We start from the raw sequence: 17,959 nt of genomic DNA on the forward strand, positions 1-17,959 counted from the left end.
CCTCCCGGCCGTTTTTTTAATGGCTTACCCTCCCGTTCTCCCTGAGCTTGTGGAAGGGCCGTCCTTTTCCTCTCTGGCCGAGGAAGAGGAAAGCAGCCCTTCCACAAGCTCAGGGCGAACGGATGAGTGAGAGGGGGCGGCAACGCCTGCCCGCCAGCCGTTCCTTAGCCGCTGTTGCGCAGAGCCGTGGCAATGGCGTTGATCGAGAGTTCAATGCCCTCCCGTATACGAGGATCGGTCTCCCCGGCGCGGTGGCGCTTGAGCAGTTCCACCTGCAGCAGATTGAGCGGCTCGATATAGGGCAGCCGCAAGCGGATGGAGGCGTCGAGCGCCGGGCTGTCCGCCAGCAAATGGGTCTGCCCGGTGGCAGCGAGCAGCTGATCATGCGCCAGATGCCAGCCCTCGCGGACGCGCTCGAAGATCGGATCGCCCACCGCGCGGTCCGAGACCAGCGGCAGATATTTGGCGGCGATCTCCAGATCCGACTTGGCGAGCACCATTTCCATATTCGCCATGCTCGCGCGGAAGAAGGGCCAGGCCTGCGCCATGTCCTTGAGCAGGGCGTCATCCCCGAAATCGCGCAGCGCCTGCCCGACGCCATACCAGCCGGGCAGCATCACCCGCGCCTGTGCCCAGGAGAAGACCCATGGGATCGCGCGCAGATCCTCGATGCGATTGCTCTTGGTGCGGCTGGCCGGGCGCGAGCCGATCTTGAGGCCGCTGATCTCCTGAATGGGAGTCAGCTCGCGGAAGAACTCACGGAAGCCCTTGGTCTCGTACACCAGCCCGCGATAGGCTTCAAACGCGAGACCTGAAATGCGCGTCATCGCCTGAGTGAATCGCTCGTTGTCCGCCGAGGAGAGCCGCTCGGGCTCCAGACTGGCCAGCAAGGCCGCGCTGGTGACGGCCTCAAGATTGGTCCGCGCGCTCTCCAGCGTGCCATATTTGGCGGCGATGACCTCGCCCTGTTCGGTGATGCGAATGCGTCCCTGCACGGTGCCGGGCGGCTGCGCCTGAATGGCCGCGAAGGACGAGCCGCCGCCGCGCCCGACTGCACCGCCGCGCCCATGGAAGAGCTGCATCGCAACGCCGGCTTCCTCGAACACCGGTGTGAGCGCAAGGCTGGCTTCGTACAGGCCCCACGTCGAGGTGAGATAGCCGCCATCCTTGTTGGAATCGGAATAGCCGATCATCACTTCCTGATGGCCCCGCGCCCGGACCAGCGCGCCGATCTCCGGCAGGCCGAAATAATCGCGCATGATGGCAGGCGCCTTTTCGAGGTCCGCGATCGTCTCGAACAAGGGCACAGCCATGATCGGCGCGTGCGGCGCGCCCTCGCCCTGCGCCGCGCGCCACAGGCCGGCTTCCTTGAGGAGGATGTTCACCTCCAGCATGTCCGAGACGCTCTCCGCCTTGGAGATGAGGTAATGGCGAATGCAGGCCGCGCCATAGCGGCGATGCGCCTCTGCGGCCGCCTCCACAATGCCGAGTTCGGTGGCGGTTTCCTCGCTCCAGTCCGCAAAGCGGGAGCCCAGCGGGCGGTTGGTGGCCAGTTCGCGGCGCAGCAAGGCGACGCGCGCCTCTTCATCGAGCGCGAGATAATCCGGTTCGACGCCGGCGACCTTGAGCAATTCCGCGACGACGCGCTCATGCACCGCGCTGTTCTGGCGCATGTCCAGCGTGGCGAGGTGGAAGCCGAACAGCTCGACCGCGCGGATCAGGCGGGCGAGACCGCCGCCGCTGCCGAGCGCGCCATTGCCTTCCACGGCGAGGCCGCGCCCAAGCGTCGCGAGATCGGCGCGCAGTTCGCCCGCATCGGCATAGGGCTCGCCCGAAAGGCGTGAGGGCCGCGGCGGCGGGGTGCCGATGAGCTGCTCATAGGTCGCGGCGACGCGCGCATAGATGCCGGCCACAGCGCGGCGATAGGGCTCGTCGCGCCGGCTGGCGGCCTCGTCACCGCTGGCGGCCGCCAGATCGCGCACGCCTGCGGGAATGGCCGCAAGCTCGCTGGAGATGGAGAGCTGCGCGCCCAGCTCGTGCAGCGCATCCATGTAGAAGCGCAGGGTCGATCCGCTCGCCCGGCCCAGCGCGGTGCGCAACTGCTCGGCCTGGACGAAGGGATTGCCGTCCCGGTCCCCACCGATCCAAGTGCCGAGCCGCAGGAAATTGGGGACGCGCTGCCCCAGCACCCGGTCCCAGCGGGCGTAAAGGCTCGGCAGCACCGGCATGAAGATGTCGCGAAAATAGGAGAGCGCATTGTCGATCTCGTCGCGCACGAACAGCCGCTCACGGCGCAGCGGGCGCGTCTGCCAAAGCAGCGCGATCTGGCGGCTGATCGCCTCGTCAATCGGCTCGCCATGATCGGTCTCGCTCGCGCCGGTATCGCGCAGGGCCATGAGATCGGAGATCACGTTGCGATGGTCGATCATCGACTTGCGGCGCACTTCCGTCGGGTGCGCGGTCAGCACCGGCACCACCAGCGCCGTTTCCAGCAGCTTGACGATATCGGAGGGGCTGACGCCATGCTCGCTCAGCTTGGCGGTCGCACTGGCAACGTCCGCGCCCGGTTCGGCGGCGACGCCCTGGCGGTCCTCGGCGAGATTGGCGAGCATGGAGAACAGCATGAAGCCGCGCACGAAGGCGAGCGTATCGTCCAGCGTTAGCGCATCCAGACCGCTGTCCACGCCCTCGGCAGGGGCGACGCCGCGCGCCCGGTCGACGGAGGCAGACCGGATATATTCAGTCTGTTTGAACAGGCGCTCGCCGCCATAGACGCGAATGACATCCCCGAGCAGGCGCCCGAGATAGCGAATGTCAGGATTTTGGGTGATGGCGGGGCGCATGGGTGACATGCACACCATGCTGCATTGCAGCGATCAACGGGTCAAGAACCGATTGGGCGGGCGGGCCGCAAGTTCACCCACCCGTCAGTCGGTCAGGCATGCTCCAGCGTGCACTGGAGGGGGTGCTGGTTCTGACGGGCGTAGTCCATCACCTGATTGACCTTGGTTTCGGCCACTTCATAGCTGAACACACCGCATACACCGACGCCGCGCTGGTGGACGTGGAGCATCACGCGGGTCGCCTGCTCGATGTCCATGCGGAAGAAGCGCTGCAACACATCGACGACGAATTCCATCGGCGTGTAGTCATCGTTGAGCATCAACACCTTGTAAGGCGTGGGCTTGCGAGTGCGCGCGCGGGTACGGGTGGCAACGCCAAGACCGGGATCGCCCGGCCCTTCCTCATCGGGCCGCCCAGCCATGAGCGGCTGATTCATGATCGCGCTTCTGTCTTGCATGGCCCAAAAATAGGGCATCGCCCCCCTTGGTTGCAAGGGCACAGAGACGGACTGCCCAAAAAAGCAAAGGCGGCCCGCCGGAGCGAGCCGCCTTTTCTGAATCAGATCGGCCTGATCAGGCTGCGATCGACTTCACCTTTTCCGTCACAACCGACACGCGGTTGCTGATCGGCTGGGAAATGTCGCTCACCAGCTTGAGCATCTTTTCGCTGTTCTTGGCAGCCTCGGACGCGAAGCTGTCCATCGTCTGGCTGAGCAGCTCGCTCTGAAGCTGGAAGAACTCGGCCGGCGACTTGATCGAGGCAAAGCTCTTCATCGTGGCGCTCGACTTCTCGAAGGACTTGCGGCCGAATTCGGCGGCGTCCTGGCCCAGCGTTTCCATGCCCTTGGCAGCGATCTTGGAGGATTCGACCATCGCTTCGAGATTGCCGCGCGTCAGTTCGCCCAGCTCTTCGAAAGCCCGGCCGGACTTCTCCATGGCCGCCTTGGTCTTCTCATTCATTTCAGTGAAGGCACTCTGCATACGGGTCTTGGCCTCCTCGGCATAGGTTTTCGCGGTGTCCATCATATCGGTCATGGTCGGTTCGCCTTTCGCTGCGGCGGATTTCCCGGTGTCGGGAAGGGGGAATGCATCCGCCAATTCTGGGTTCGAGACAGGTGAGAGGGGCGCCGGACTGGCATCAACGGCTTCAGCCTTGGCGGCAGCGCTGACGGGCCATTCCACCGGCGTTTTCACGGCCGGCACATCGACGGGCTTGCGCACAACTGTCGCAGTCGCAGGTGCGGCTTTAGGAGCCGCCGCGGCGACAGGCTTGCGCGCGACCGGAGCCTTCGGCGTCACCGGCGCCTTGACCGGCATCGGAGCGGCCGCCGCGACCTTCTCACCCGTGGGCTTGGCCACAGGCTTGGAAACGTCGTTCTTGGCCGGGCTCCGTGCAACGGACGTCGCGGGCCGGGGACCGGCTTTGGACGAACGGGACTTGCGCGGGGTTGCCAACAGACTCACTCCTCGAACTTTGCTGCGATGCAACATAAGCGAATCGGATCGAATCTGCAAGTAAAATGATGCAGTGCAACAAAACTGTCTCACAGGCAGTGAATCAACGCAAAAGCGCCGGTCAACGCTGCGTGACGTAGCGTCCGGGCGCATCCTCGATTGCGGGAAGTTTGCCTTCTCCCGGCATCCGCGCGCCGCTGGCACTGACCGTCTCTGGCGACAGCTCTGCCAGCCACGCCCGCCAATCAGGCCACCAGCTCCCCTTCGTTTCCTGCGCGGCTTTTCGGAAAGCGGCAAAGTCCGGCTGCGGCGCGGCGCTGGTCCAATATTGATATTTGCCTGCCGCGGGTGGATTGACTACGCCGGCGATGTGCCCCGAGCCCGCCAGCACGAACCGCCGGGCCCCGGAGAACTGGTCCATCAGCTTCCATACGCTGCAGGGCGGCGCGATATGATCCTCGACGCCGGCCTGAATGTAAGAGGGCGTCTCGACCTTGCGCAGGTCGATATGGATGCCCTCGACCTCAAGGCCGCCCGGCACGACCAGCCGGTTATCGCGATATAATTGGGTGAGATAGGCCCGGTGCCATTTCGCCGGCAGGTTGGCGGTATCGCCGTTCCAGTAGAGCAGGTCGAACTGGGGATAATCCTTCCCCAGCAGGTAGTTGTTGACCACATAGTTCCAGATCAGATCCTGCCCGCGCAGCAGGTTGAATGTTGCCGCAAGATAGCGCCCATCCAGATAACCGTCCTTCACGAAGCCATCGATCAGCGCCAGTTGCTCGTCGTCGACGAAAAGAGCGAGATCGCCGGCCTCGGAGAAATCGACCTGGGTGGTGAAGAAAGTGGCGCTGGCGACCTTGTCACCCTGCCCCCGCGCGGCCAGCCATGCGAGCGTCGCGGCCAGGAAGGTTCCGGCCACGCAATAGCCGATGGTATGAACGCTCGGCACGTCGAGCAGATCGCGCACCACGTCGATCGCATCGACCTGCCCCTTGAGCATGTAATCGGCAAGGTCAAAATCGGCCATGCTGGCATCGGCGGATTTCCAGCTGACCATGAACACGGTCAGCCCCTGATCCACCGCCCATTTGACGAAGCTCTTCTCCGGATTGAGGTCCAGAATGTAGAAGCGGTTGATCCACGGCGGGAAGATCAGCAGCGGGGTCTTCATCACCTGCGGCGTGGTCGGCTCATACTGGATGAGCTGGTAGAGCGGTGTCTCGTAGACCACTTTGCCCGGCGTGGTGGCGATGTTGCGCCCCAGCTCGAAGGCCGACCCGTCCGTGTGGGTGAGTTGGCCGCGATCAAGGTCGGCGAGCATATGCTCCAGCCCGGTCAGCAAGCTCTCGCCCTTGGTATCGATCAGCCGCTGGAGCGCGGCGGGGTTGGTGAACAGGAAGTTCGCAGGGCTGGCCGCCTCGACAAACCGCTCGGTCACGAAGCGCAGCTTCTCCTTGTCCCGCACATCGAGACCATCGACGCTGTCGGCCAGTTGCATGAAATAATCGGAGGCCAGCAGGTACATCTGGCGGATGAGGTCGAACACCGGATTGTCGTGCCAGCTCGGATCGGCAAAGCGCCGATCACGACTGGTGGGCGCAGGTTTCGTATCGCCATCAGGTCCTGCGCCGATGCCGTCCATTGCTCGCGCCAGCACCTGCTGCCACACCGCCATGCTGCGTTCCGCCGCCTGCGACTGGATGCGCGCGATCTTCTCGAGATTGGGCCGCGCCTCATGCCCGGGAAAGCGCGTCGCCTGCTCCGCCAGCTCAGCGCTGCGCTCCAATATGGCTTGCTGGGCGAGCCCCACCACCCGCGTCCAGTGCTGCAGCTGAGCAAGGCCGGTCGCGTCTTTCAGGTCCTGATCCATGGGAGATGCCTCGCTCGATTGTCCGGACGGTCTGTTTTCCAGACTCGCCGCCCGTTGTTTTGGTGGCACGACTGGCTGGCGCAAGCTATATGCAGCATTGGCCGGTCCTTACCACTTGCAGTGTGACACGGCCATTTCAACCCAAATGGAGATCGACATCCCAATGTCCGACGAATTCTACCGCATCAAGCGACTGCCGCCTTATGTCATCGCCGAAGTGAATGCGATGCGGGCAGCGGCGCGCGCGGCGGGCGAGGACATTATCGATCTCGGCATGGGCAATCCCGATCTGCCGCCGCCCGATCATGTGATCGCGAAGCTGGTCGAAGTGGCGCAAAAGCCCGATGCCCACGGCTATTCGCAGTCCAAGGGCATTCCCGGCCTGCGCCGTGCCCAGGCGAATTATTATGCCCGCCGCTTTGGCGTGGAGGTGGACCCGGAGACCGAAGTCGTGGTGACGATGGGCTCGAAGGAAGGCCTTGCCAGCCTCGCCACCGCGATCACCGCGCCCGGCGACGTCGTGCTCGCGCCCAATCCGAGCTACCCGATCCACACCTTCGGCTTCATCATTGCCGGCGCGACCATCCGCTCGGTGCCGACGACGCCGGACGAAAATTATTTCCGCGCGCTGGAGCGGGCGATGCACTTCACCGTGCCGCGCCCGAGCATCCTCGTCGTCAATTATCCCGGCAATCCCACGGCGGAGACAGTGGACCTCGCTTTCTATGAGCGACTGGTCGCCTGGGCGAAGGAAAACCAGGTCTGGATTCTCTCCGACCTAGCCTATTCCGAGTTGTATTTTGACGGCAACCCGACCCCTTCCATCCTGCAGGTGCCGGGCGCCAAGGACATCGCGATCGAGTTCACGTCCATGTCCAAGACCTATTCCATGGCCGGCTGGCGCATGGGCTTTGCGGTCGGCAACCAGAAGCTGATCGCGGCGATGACGCGGGTAAAGTCCTATCTCGATTATGGCGCCTTCACGCCCATTCAGGCCGCGGCCTGCGCGGCGCTGAATGGCCCGCAGGATATCGTCGAGAAGAACCGCCAGCTCTACCAGAAGCGCCGCGACGTGATGGTGGAGAGCTTCGCGCGGGCGGGCTGGGACATTCCGTCCCCGCGCGCATCCATGTTCGCCTGGGCGCCCCTGCCCCCGGCCCTCAAGGAGATGGGCAGCCTGGAATTTTCCAAGCAGCTCCTCACCCATGCCAAGGTCGCGGTCGCGCCGGGCGTCGGCTATGGCGAGGATGGCGAGGGCTTCGTGCGCATCGCCATGGTCGAGAATGAGCAGCGCCTGCGCCAGGCAGCGCGGAACGTGAAGAAATATCTGCAATCCATGGGCGTCAATACACCGGTGACCAAAGGCGCGGCCTGATGCCTGTGCCGGTGCTGGAAGCGCCCGAGGTCAGCCTCGTCGCGCACACGATCCAGTTGGCGGTGGCGCCGGTGTTCCTGCTCGCAGGCATCGGCGGCTTCCTCAACGTCTGCGCCAGCCGCCTCGCCCGCGTCATCGACCGGGCGCGGGCGGTGGAAGCGCAGGTGATGCGCACGACGGGCGCCGAACATGACCGGCTGATCGACGAGATCCGCATTCTCGACCGGCGCATCACAGTGGTGAATGCGGCGATCTTCCTTTCGGTGCTTGCCGCGCTGACGATCAGCGCGGTGGTCATTCTGCTGTTCGCCTCCAACCTCATTGAGGTGAATCTGGGCACGGTCATTTCGCTGCTGTTCGTGGGGTCGATGACCTCCATCGCCGCAGCATTCGCGATCTTTCTCTACGAGACCCGGCTCGGCTCGCGCGTGACGCACATCCGCAATGAGGTGCTGTATCACAAGGTGGAGAGCGAGCAGCTGAGCGAAGGGCCGCGCCCGAGCAAGCCGGCCATTCCCGCGCCCGAGGTCAGGCAGTCGCACTAAGCCCGATGCCCGAGCCGCTTCGCCTCGTCATGCCGGCGCCCATCTACCTGCCTGCCTATCGCGCGGCGTTGGAAGCGGGCTGGTCGCCGGATACGGTGCTGGGCAATCTGGCGACCCAGCGCGAGTTGGACCGGATCGACCGCGACGCCATGGCCTTTCTGCTGTCACTGGATGATCCCAAGGCCAAGGGGCCGCCGGTGCTGATGAAGGATGGGACGCCCCGGCCACGTCTACCGGGCTATCGCCGCTGGATGTGGGATGGCGAGTTCTGCGGCAGCATCAGCCTGCGCTGGCAGGAGGGCACGGCCGCGATGCCGGATTATTGCCCCGGCCATATCGGCTTTTCCGTCGTGCCTTGGAAGCGCGGGCACGGCTATGCGGCGCAGGCGCTGGGCGCGTTGCTCCCTGAGGCACGCGGATGCGGCCTCCCCCATGTCGACCTGACGACGAACATCGACAACGACGCGGCGCGCCGGACCATCGAGCGATGTGGCGGGATTCTGGTCGACCATGTCGAGAAGGACGCCGGCGACGGTGGCGGCAGCGCGGCAAGGTATCGGATCATGCTGGGATAATCCGCTCCGCGGCCGGCAACTGCTTATCGCTGCAGATATACAAGCCCAAATGAGAGGGGCCGCCGGAACCTCCCATCGGAGGCGCCGAGCGGCCCATCAGCATGGTCAGCGGCCGGAAGTGCCGCCACCCGGGGATTTACGCCGCGGTCCGGTTTCCCTCAGGAGACCCTCGCGCGACCCGCCACCAATGCCTTAGCGGCAGGCTCCCCGAACGGACTTGACCGACCCCATTGCTGAACCATGAGACATCGGATCACCTCCTTTCGCTTGCGTTGAAACTCTCTCGCCGGGTTGGCTGAAAGCCGTGCGTCCCTGCGATGGCTTAGATGTGAGTCATTCCGCGCCTGCGAACAAGACTTGTAATTATCTTTTTTCGAATCATAATCATGCGCTCGCCGATTTTAGGGCGACGCAGCCGGAACGGCCTAGCTCCGGCAGTCCTCTACAACGCGCCCGATTTCCGAGACCACCGGCAGAATGATCCGTTGCCCGCCTGCGGGCTCGATGGACACGCGACCGCGCGAAAATGCCATCCAGTCCAGCCCGGGATCATTGGCGGGGCGCGTAATGACCAGCGCGCCGGCGCCACCCATCGGCTGGCTTGCCCCACTCCAGTCGAGCACGCCCTTGCTGGTGCGCAGGGTGATGCGGGGACTGGCGCTCCCCGCCAGCGTCATCGACACTTGCCGACTGCTCTTCTGACAGCGCAGGACCACCAGCGGCGCGACAGGCGAGGCGCCGAAGCTGGCGACACTCTCGCCGCTGCGGCTTTCATAACCCCAGCTACCGGACGTCACCGGTGCCACTTCCCAGGCATCGTTCGACTGCGACGGGGCAGGGACTGGCGCGGGTGCCGGAGCAGTTGGCGCAGGCGTGGGCGCCGGCGAAGGCTGCCGACCGCCCGTTTCCGGCACGACCTGGCAACCAGCCAGCGCGATAATAACGAGGGAAGCCGCAATATGCGGCGCGACGCTTCTGCTGATACGCATGATCAGGGCCGGACCTGACCGGTGCCGCGCACGACCCATTTGTACGTCGTCAGCCCTTCCAGCGCCACCGGCCCGCGTGCGTGCATCCGCCCCGTCGAGATACCAATCTCCGCACCGAGACCGAATTCGCCGCCATCGGCAAATTGTGTGGAGGCGTTCCACATGCAGATCGCGCTGTCGCAGCGGGCAAGGAACTGCTCGGCAATCGCCGCGTCCTGCGTGATGATCGCATCGGTATGGTGGCTGCCATGCACGGCGATGTGATCGAGCGCCTCATCGACGCCATCCACGAAGCGCGCAGCGATGATGGAATCGAGATATTCGGTGTTCCAATCGCCATCCTGCGCCGGTTCGATGCGGGGGTCGAGCTTGGTGACGGCCTTGTCACCGCGCACCTCGCATTGCGCATCCAGCAGCGCTGCCACCAGCGCTTGCGGCTCGGCATAGCTCTTGTCGATCAGCAGCGTCTCTGTGGCGCCGCAGATGCCGGTGCGCCGCATCTTGGCGTTGACCACGATCTCACGGGCCATTTTGGGGTCGGCGGCGGCATGGACATAGGTGTGGCAGATGCCATCGAGATGGGCGAGCACGGGCACCCGCGCCTCGTCCTGCACGCGCGCGACGAGGCTCTTGCCGCCGCGCGGCACGATGATGTCGATCAGCCCCACCGCGCGCAGCATCGCGCCCACCAGCGCACGATCGGTGCTGGGAACATATTGCACGGCATCGGCGGGCAGGCCGGCCTCGGTAATGCCGCGTACCATGGCGGCGTGGATCGCCCGGTTGCTCTCCACCGCTTCCGATCCGCCGCGCAGGATTACGGCATTGCCGGAGCGCAGGCCCAGTGCAGCCGCATCAGCGGTGACATTGGGGCGGCTCTCATAGATGATGCCGATGACGCCGAGCGGCACCCGTACACGGCTAAGGCGCAGGCCATTGGGCCGCTCGGATTCATCGATGACCTGCCCCACCGGATCGGCAAGATTGGCGACCTGTTCGACCGCGTCGGCAATGCCATTGATACGCGCCTCGTCCAGCCGCAGCCGGTCCAGCATGGCAGAGGAAAGGCCATTGGCGGCGCCGCGCTCCATATCGGTGCGATTGGCTCGGATGATCTTCGGCATCGCCTCCCGCAGCGAGCGCGCCGCGGCAACCAGCGCCTGCGCCTTCAGCTCGCTCGGCGCCTGCGCCATGTCCGCAGCGGCGCGGCGAGCACGCGCACCCATCTGGGCAATGAGCATTTCAGGCGTCTGCGTGAGATCATTCATGGTAAGAGTCGTCCTGTCCGGCGGAGGGCACTCCCCATAGCATGGGGAGAGAGTCGCGCAAATGGCGGCAACCCGACGCATGGCGGAGCGTTTGCCCTTTCAGCCGAAGGGAACCGCAAGCGATGCCCAACAGGGAGACGAGCATGAACCGACTGAGCCAGATTTCCTCGATTGCCGCGCTCACCTTTATCCTTGCGGGATGCCAGGTGTCGCCCGATGCGGACAATCAGGCCAATGGTATGAACGCGGCGCAGGCGGACGAAGCCCTCGATAACGCGCTCAATGCCAATGACAGCGGCACCACTTCGGTACAGCCGGAATTTCTCGGCACGCTCGTTCCCCCTGCCCCTGGCGAGCAGGGCGGCCTGCCCGATGACCGCACCCCGCTCAACGAGGCGGCCGCGCGCGTGCCGACCAGCGTCGAGGCTTCCGGCGCGACCATTCAGCTTTGGGGCCTTGCGCTGGCTCAGGGCCGCTTTGGCGACGCCCACCGGCTCTACGCCGAGTCGGGCCGAGCCAGCGGCATGACGGAGGCGCAGTTTTCGAGCGCCTATAACCGCTACAAGGATGTGCAGGTTCTGGTTGGCCGCCCCCAGTCGACCAGCAATCAGCGCGTGAAGGTGCCGGTGCAGATGTATGGCCGCATGCGCGAGGATGGTCGCCCGTTCAACATGATTGGCACGATGACACTGGTGCGCAACCCCGGCGGACAGAAAGGCGAGAGCGGCCAGATGGCCTGGCTGATCGCGGAATCGGACCTCTCGCCGCGCGGCACGGTGAAGATCATCCCTCCAGGCGGCGAGACAGGCGCGGGTGCGATTCCGCAGGCCTTCCGGGGCAACTGGTCGTCCAGCGCCGCGGCATGCGGCAAGCCCGGCGACAATATGCGGCTAGCGGTGGGCGCGGACGACCTCACATTCTACGAGAGCGTGGGAAAGGTGACGCAAGCCCGCCCGCTTTCACCCAATCGCCTCAGCGTCACCGCCACTTACTCAGGCGAGGGCGAAAGCTGGACGGATACGGCCGCGCTGACGCTCTCCGGCGGGGGCGACGTGTTGACCATCGGGTCCGTCAAGCGCGTGCGCTGCCCGAGCTAGTGCCCGGCACGGCGCCAGCGCAATAGCAGGACATTTAACGGCCAACGTTTGAACAGTCGGGCACAGAAATGTCCGGAATGAGAGCCTTGCCTGCGTTGGCGATCCGCTTTACCCCGCCCTCGCCGCTCTGTTTGTCAGACAGTATCCGCCTCCGAAGGGGCGGACATGCAGCGCCGGCAGGGAGAGGCGCGATGAGTCAAACCACGAGGCTGTTGGCAGGCCGGCTTCGCTGGGGCGTCCTCGCAGTGCTGTTTGGCGTCACCGTCATCAATTATGCGGACCGGGCGATCCTCTCGCTGGCGGCGCCTTTGATGACGCGCGATCTCAATATCGATCCGCTGCAACTCGGCATCGTCTTCTCGGCCTTTGGCTGGTCCTATGTCGCGGCGCAGCTGCCGGGCGGATGGTTGCTCGACCGGTTTGGCGTTCGGCGCGTTTATCTCGTCGCCATTGTCGGATGGTCGCTATTCACGGCCGCGCAAGGGCTGGTGGTATTTCTCTCAGGCGCCGCCGCGATCACGACGCTCTTCCTGCTCCGGCTTCTCGTCGGCTTGGCCGAAGCCCCATCCTTCCCCGGTAATGCGCGGATCGTCGCCAGCTGGTTCCCGGCCAGCGAACGCGGCCGCGCCACCGCCATTTTCACCTCCGCGCAATATTGCGCGACGATCCTGTTCGCGCCCATCATGGCTTGGATCATCGGGGTCATTGGCTGGCCGGAGGTCTTCCTGTTCATGGGCGGGGTCGGGCTGGTCGCGGCCATGGCCTGGGCGCGCACAGTCCAAGAGCCCCATCGTCACCCGCGCATCCAGCCCGCAGAGCTGGCACTGATCGTCGATGGCGGCGCCTTGATCGAAAAGGCCGAACCGGCAGGCCGGCCGGATGGCGAGACGGCGCGGCACGTGCGGGCCCTCATTCTCGCCCCGTCGCTCTGGGGGCTTTATCTCCACCAGTTCTGCGTGAACGCCCTCACCTATTTCTTCATCACCTGGTTCCCGGTCTATCTCGTGCAGGAGCGTGGCCTCTCGATTATCGAGACCGGGCTGATGACCGCCATTCCATCGATCTGCGGCTTCCTTGGCGGCTTGCTGGGCGGCCTGTGGTCGGACTGGCTGCTCAAGCGCGGGCATAGCCTCACGCTGGCCCGCAAACTCCCCATTGTCACCGGCATGATGGGTTCGCTCGCTATTCTCGGCTGCAATTACACCAGCGCGCAAACCATGATCATGATCTTCATGAGCCTGGCTTTTTTCGGCAAGGGCTTCGGCGCGCTGGGGTGGGCCGTCATGTCCGACATCGCGCCACCCGGTGCGGCGGGCCTGAGCGGCGGCATCTTCAACATGTTCGGCAACATGTCATCCATCGTGACGCCGATCGTCATCGGCTTCATCCTGCAGCAGACGCAATCTTTCGAGCTGGTGCTGATCTTCCTCGCCGGCTGCGGCTTCACGGCCGCCTTCAGCCTGCTCTTCCTGTTCGGCAAGGTCGAGCGCATGAAAGCGCTCGCCCCTGCCGCTGGATAACCCGAAGCAATTTAGTCAGAGTTATTCATCGATCGGCTGCGGCTCGGGCAAGGCGTTGGTCGGCTTCGCCCCCCACAACGCATAGAACAGCACGTAGAGTTCGCACGCCGCCGTCAGCATGAAGGACATTTGCAGGCCATAGCTGTCCGCCAGCCAGCCCTGCACGATGACCAGCGCGCCGCCGGCAATTGCCATGATCAGCAAGCCCGAGCCTTCCTCGGTCAGCGGCCCCAGCCCCTTGATGCCGAGCGTGAAGATGGTCGGGAACATGATCGAGTGGAAGAAGCCCACAAGGATCAAGGCCCACATCGCTGCCGGGCCGGTGGTGAAGACCGTCACCAGCATCACCACAAAGGCACCGATGGAGAAGGCCGCCAGCACTGTCTCCGCCGGAATCTTCTGCATGATCGCCGAGCCGACGAAGCGGCCGACCATCATCCCGCCCCACAGGAAGGTGAGGTAGCGACCGGCCTGCTCATGGGTGAGGTTGGCGATGTGCGGCTGACTGACGAAGTTGACGAACAGATTGGCGACGCCGATCTCGGCAATCAAATAAATGAAGATCGCCGGCACGCCGAACACCAGATTGCGGTGCCGCCAGAGCGAGTGGTTGCGGCGCTCCTCCTTGCTCGCGCGATTGGCGGCCGACCCCATGGCGGGCAACGGAAAGCGCGCAATGACGATGGCGAGCACGATCAGCACCACCGCGACGAGGCCATAAGGCAGGATCACCGATTGCGCATCGGCAAGGCGCTCCGCCTGGGTGAGCACGACGCCCGCTTCCGCCGTGCCGCCCTTGGAGCGACCGAGGATCAGATAGGCCCCGAACAAGGGCGCGAACATCGTGCCCGCCGAGTTCATGGCCTGCACGAGATTGAGGCGGGAGGATGCCGTTTCCGGCGATCCGACCACCGCAACATAGGGATTGGCAGCCACCTGGAGCAGCGTGATGCCGCTCGCGATCACAAAGAGCATGACGAGGGTGACGCCATAAGACGGCAGGCTGGCGGCGAGCATCATGCCCAGCGACCCCGCCGCCATCACCAGCAAACCGACGACCAGCGATTTCTGATAACCGATCCGCTTGATCAGCCAGGCTGATGGGATCGACGCGACGAAATAGGCAATGAACCAGACCGATTCGATCAGCGTCGTCTGCGTATAATTGAGATCGAACACGCTGCGCAGATGCGGCAGCAGCGTGTTGTTGATGACGGTGATGAAACCCCACATGAAAAACAGGCTGGCCAACAGCACCAGGGCCGGGGTGTAATTGACCCCGCCGCTGTCCCTGCTCACCCCATTTGCAACCCCTGCCGGTCCGGCCATCGGCTCCATCCCCTCATCAATTTTGCCGGGGCGTTTTCGCCGGAATGTCGGCTTGCGTCAATGTCATTTGTCTGACTATAAACCCGCACAGCGCGGACAGAGATAAAAGGATTGGGGCAGGGATGCGAAGTGCATATTGGATAGCGATCATCTCCGGAACGCTGGCGATGGCGATGCCGGTTTCCGTGGTTCAGGCCGCCGAGGCGCACCGCGCAGCTGCCGGCACCCTCGCCGATGGCACCGCCATTGAGGCGATCACGCTCAAGAACGCGCAAGGCGTGGAAGCGAAGATCATCACTTATGGCGCCACGCTGCAGTCGCTGCTCGTCCCCGGGCGAGACGGCAAGCGGGCCGATGTCGTGCTCGGATTCGACAGTGCGGCCCAATATGAAGCGCACCCCAACTATCTTGGCGTTACCGTCGGGCGCTTCGCCAACCGCATCGCCAATGGCCGGTTCGCGCTGGATGGCAAGACCTACCAGCTCACGCAAAACGACGGCACCAATTCGCTGCATGGCGGCGGCAAGGGCTTCGATCGCGCCGTGTGGAAGGTCGTCTCGGTGGAGAGCGGCCCGACCGCGCGTGTCGTGCTCGCCCATGTCAGCCCGGATGGCGATGCCGGCTACCCCGGCAAGCTAGACGTTACCACCACTTACACGCTGGATGAGAGCGGCGCGCTCGGCATTGCCTTCGAGGCCAGGACGGACAAGCCGACCATCGTGAACATGACCAACCATGCGCTGTTCAACATGGCCGGCGAGGAGTCACCCGGCGGCGCGCTCGACCAGTTGCTGACCATTCCGGCCAAGGCCTTCACGCCCGTCGATGCCAAGCTGATCCCCACCGGCGAGTTGCGGCCGGTGGCCGGCACGCCGTTCGACTTTCGCAAGCCGCGCCGCATCGCGCAGGACATTCGCGATGGCCGGGACGACCAGATCCGCGCCGGCCGCGGCTATGACCATAATTTCGCGCTCGACAAGGGCGTGACGGCCAAGCCCGAACTGGCCGCCCGGCTTGAAGACCCCGCCTCCGGCCGCGTGCTCGAAGTGCTGACGACCGAGCCGGGCGTGCAATTCTATGGCGGCAATTTTCTGGATGGCACGGTGCCCGGCAAGAGCAGCCGCCTGTATCGCATGGGGGATGGCATCGCGCTCGAACCGCAGAAATTCCCGGATGCGCCGAACCATCCCGATTTCATTTCCGCCCGCGTCGATCCCGGTAAGCCCTATCGGCACGCCATGATCTACCGCGTTTCAATCCAGCAGGGCACGCACCACAAATGACAGACGCCAAGGGCTCGCGCCTGCGCTCGCGCGCATGGTTCGACAATGAAGACAATATCGACATGACGGCGCTCTATCTGGAGCGTTACCTGAACTTTGGCCTCAGCCTCGAGGAACTCCGCTCGGGCAAGCCGATCATTGGCATCGCCCAGACCGGCAGCGACCTCTCGCCTTGCAACCGCCACCATCTCGTGCTGGCCGAGCGGGTGCGCGAGGGCATTCGCGAGGCCGGCGGCATCGCCATCGAATTCCCCGTCCACCCCATTCAGGAGACGGGCAAGCGCCCCACCGCCGGGCTGGACCGCAACCTCGCCTATCTCGGTTTGGTCGAGGCGCTGTACGGCTACCCGTTCGATGGCGTGGTGCTGACCACCGGCTGCGACAAGACCACGCCCGCCGCGTTGATGGCCGCCGCCACGGTGAACATTCCGGCCATTGCGCTCTCCGTCGGCCCGATGCTGAACGGCTGGCATGAGGGCGAGCGCACCGGATCCGGCACGATCGTGTGGAAAGCGCGGCAGATGCTCGCCGCCGGCGAGATCGATGATGAAGGCTTCATCAGGCTGGTCGCCTCCTCAGCCCCCTCAACCGGCTATTGCAACACCATGGGCACGGCGACGACCATGAACAGCCTGGCCGAGGCGCTGGGCATGATGCTGCCGGGGTCCGCCGCCATTCCGGCGCCCTATCGCGACCGGCAGGAAGTGGCCTGGCGCACCGGCAAGCGCATTGTCGAGATGGTGGCGGAAGACCTCAAGCCGTCCGACATTCTGACGCTCGACGCCTTCCACAATGCCATCGTGGTGAATTCGGCCATCGGCGGCTCGACCAATGCGCCCATCCACCTCGCGGCGATTGCGCGCCATATCGGCGTCGATCTGCCGCTCAAGGATTGGGAGCGGCTCGGCCACAAGGTGCCGCTGCTGGTCAACCTCCAGCCGGCCGGCGAGTATCTCGGCGAGGATTATTATCGCGCCGGCGGCGTGCCCGCCGTGGTCGCGCAGCTCATCCGCCACGGCCTGATCCGCGAAGGCGCGCTGACCGTGAACGGCGCCAGCATGGGCGACAATTGCCGGGATGCGCGGATCATGGACGAGCGGGTGATCCATCCGTTCGAGCAGCCGCTGGTCGAGGACGCCGGCTTTCTGGTGATGAGCGGCAATCTGTTCGATGCTGCCATCATGAAGACCAGCGTGATCAGCCAGGAGTTTCGCGACCGCTACCTCTCCAACCCGGATGCGCCGGGCGTGTTTGAAGGCCCCGCCATCGTGTTCGACGGCCCGGAGGATTATCACAAGCGCATCGATGATCCGGCCACCGGCATCACCGAGAACACCCTGCTCTTCATGCGCGGCGCCGGCCCCATCGGCTATCCCGGCGCGGCAGAGGTGGTGAACATGCGGCCGCCAGCCTATCTCATCACGGAAGGAATCAGCGCCCTGCCCTGCATCGGTGACGGGCGCCAGTCCGGCACCAGTGCCAGCCCGTCGATCCTCAACGCCAGCCCGGAAGCGGCGGCCATGGGCGGTCTCTCCCTGCTGCGCGACGGCGACCGGGTGCGCATGGACCTGAATGCCTGCACGGTGGATGTGCTGATCGCCGACGCGGAGCTTGCCGAACGGCGTGAGGCACTGATAGCCAAGGGTGGCTATGCCTATCCCGCGTCCCAGACCCCATGGCAGGACATCCAGCGTTCGCTTGTCGGGCAGCTGGACAAGGGCGCAATCCTGGAAGGCAGCGAGCAGTTCCAGCGCATCGCGCAAACCCAGGGCCTGCCGCGCGACAATCACTAAGGCCGAAAGGGCAG

General features: G+C 64.7%; 14 protein-coding genes. 7 read left to right on the forward strand and 7 right to left on the reverse strand.

What is annotated here, in order from left to right; translation table 11 throughout:
- Positions 1–164: 164 nt before the first annotated feature.
- The 4 genes from ppc to M2342_RS15045 all read right to left on the reverse strand — a co-directional run bounded on the left by ppc (position 165) and on the right by M2342_RS15045 (position 6,171).
- On the reverse strand, positions 165–2,852 hold the full coding sequence (ppc, locus tag M2342_RS15030; RefSeq protein ID WP_413715144.1) for a phosphoenolpyruvate carboxylase: 2,688 nt from the start codon (positions 2,850–2,852) through the stop codon (positions 165–167).
- Between the two features lie 83 nt (positions 2,853–2,935).
- Positions 2,936–3,280, reverse strand: a complete 345-nt coding sequence (gene clpS / locus M2342_RS15035) for an ATP-dependent Clp protease adapter ClpS (protein ID WP_264571201.1) — start codon at positions 3,278–3,280, stop codon at positions 2,936–2,938.
- A 136-nt stretch (positions 3,281–3,416) separates the two neighbouring features.
- A complete protein-coding gene (locus M2342_RS15040) occupies positions 3,417–4,451 on the reverse strand; it encodes a phasin family protein (RefSeq protein ID WP_264579677.1) in 1,035 nt (344 codons plus the stop codon).
- Positions 4,420–6,171: a PHA/PHB synthase family protein gene (locus M2342_RS15045; RefSeq protein WP_264579678.1), complete on the reverse strand. Its 1,752-nt coding sequence runs from the start codon at positions 6,169–6,171 to the stop codon at positions 4,420–4,422. The genes M2342_RS15040 and M2342_RS15045 overlap by 32 nt, the downstream gene beginning before the upstream one ends.
- Positions 6,172–6,334: 163 nt before the next feature.
- On the opposite strand from M2342_RS15045, the gene M2342_RS15050 reads away from it, so the two are divergent.
- The 3 genes from M2342_RS15050 to M2342_RS15060 are packed head-to-tail and all read left to right on the forward strand — an operon-like array spanning position 6,335 to position 8,666.
- Positions 6,335–7,546: an LL-diaminopimelate aminotransferase gene (locus M2342_RS15050; RefSeq protein ID WP_264573517.1), complete on the forward strand. Its 1,212-nt coding sequence runs from the start codon at positions 6,335–6,337 to the stop codon at positions 7,544–7,546.
- On the forward strand, positions 7,546–8,091 hold the full coding sequence (locus M2342_RS15055) for a DUF2721 domain-containing protein (protein ID WP_181560524.1): 546 nt from the start codon (positions 7,546–7,548) through the stop codon (positions 8,089–8,091). The genes M2342_RS15050 and M2342_RS15055 overlap by 1 nt, the downstream gene beginning before the upstream one ends.
- Positions 8,092–8,096: 5 nt before the next feature.
- Complete coding sequence (locus M2342_RS15060) at positions 8,097–8,666, forward strand: GNAT family N-acetyltransferase (RefSeq protein WP_264579679.1); 570 nt, start codon at positions 8,097–8,099, stop codon at positions 8,664–8,666.
- Positions 8,667–9,091: 425 nt separating this feature from the next.
- Here the strand turns inward: M2342_RS15060 and M2342_RS15065 are convergent, their stop codons facing one another.
- Both M2342_RS15065 and M2342_RS15070 read right to left on the reverse strand, forming a co-directional pair.
- Positions 9,092–9,655 carry a hypothetical protein gene (locus M2342_RS15065; RefSeq protein ID WP_264579680.1) on the reverse strand — a complete coding sequence of 188 codons (564 nt, stop codon included), beginning with the start codon at positions 9,653–9,655 and terminating at the stop codon, positions 9,092–9,094.
- 2 nt (positions 9,656–9,657) lie between these two features.
- Complete coding sequence (locus M2342_RS15070) at positions 9,658–10,923, reverse strand: glutamate-5-semialdehyde dehydrogenase (RefSeq protein WP_264579681.1); 1,266 nt, start codon at positions 10,921–10,923, stop codon at positions 9,658–9,660.
- Positions 10,924–11,066: 143 nt separating this feature from the next.
- Between M2342_RS15070 and M2342_RS15075 the strand changes: the two genes are divergently transcribed.
- Positions 11,067–12,020: a hypothetical protein gene (locus M2342_RS15075; protein ID WP_264579682.1), complete on the forward strand. Its 954-nt coding sequence runs from the start codon at positions 11,067–11,069 to the stop codon at positions 12,018–12,020.
- A 191-nt stretch (positions 12,021–12,211) separates the two neighbouring features.
- Positions 12,212–13,540: an MFS transporter gene (locus tag M2342_RS15080; protein ID WP_264579683.1), complete on the forward strand. Its 1,329-nt coding sequence runs from the start codon at positions 12,212–12,214 to the stop codon at positions 13,538–13,540.
- A 21-nt stretch (positions 13,541–13,561) separates the two neighbouring features.
- Here M2342_RS15080 and M2342_RS15085 read toward each other — a convergent pair whose 3' ends face one another.
- Positions 13,562–14,869, reverse strand: coding sequence for a sugar MFS transporter (locus M2342_RS15085; protein WP_264573523.1), 1,308 nt, complete (start codon positions 14,867–14,869; stop codon positions 13,562–13,564).
- A gap of 173 nt (positions 14,870–15,042) precedes the next feature.
- Between M2342_RS15085 and M2342_RS15090 the strand changes: the two genes are divergently transcribed.
- A complete protein-coding gene (locus tag M2342_RS15090; protein WP_264580056.1) occupies positions 15,043–16,152 on the forward strand; it encodes an aldose epimerase family protein in 1,110 nt (369 codons plus the stop codon).
- A complete protein-coding gene (locus M2342_RS15095) occupies positions 16,149–17,945 on the forward strand; it encodes an IlvD/Edd family dehydratase (protein ID WP_264579684.1) in 1,797 nt (598 codons plus the stop codon). The genes M2342_RS15090 and M2342_RS15095 overlap by 4 nt, the downstream gene beginning before the upstream one ends.
- Positions 17,946–17,959 lie beyond the last annotated feature (14 nt).

This window comes from Sphingobium sp. B8D3A, from assembly GCF_025961995.1.
GTDB lineage: Bacteria > Pseudomonadota > Alphaproteobacteria > Sphingomonadales > Sphingomonadaceae > Sphingobium.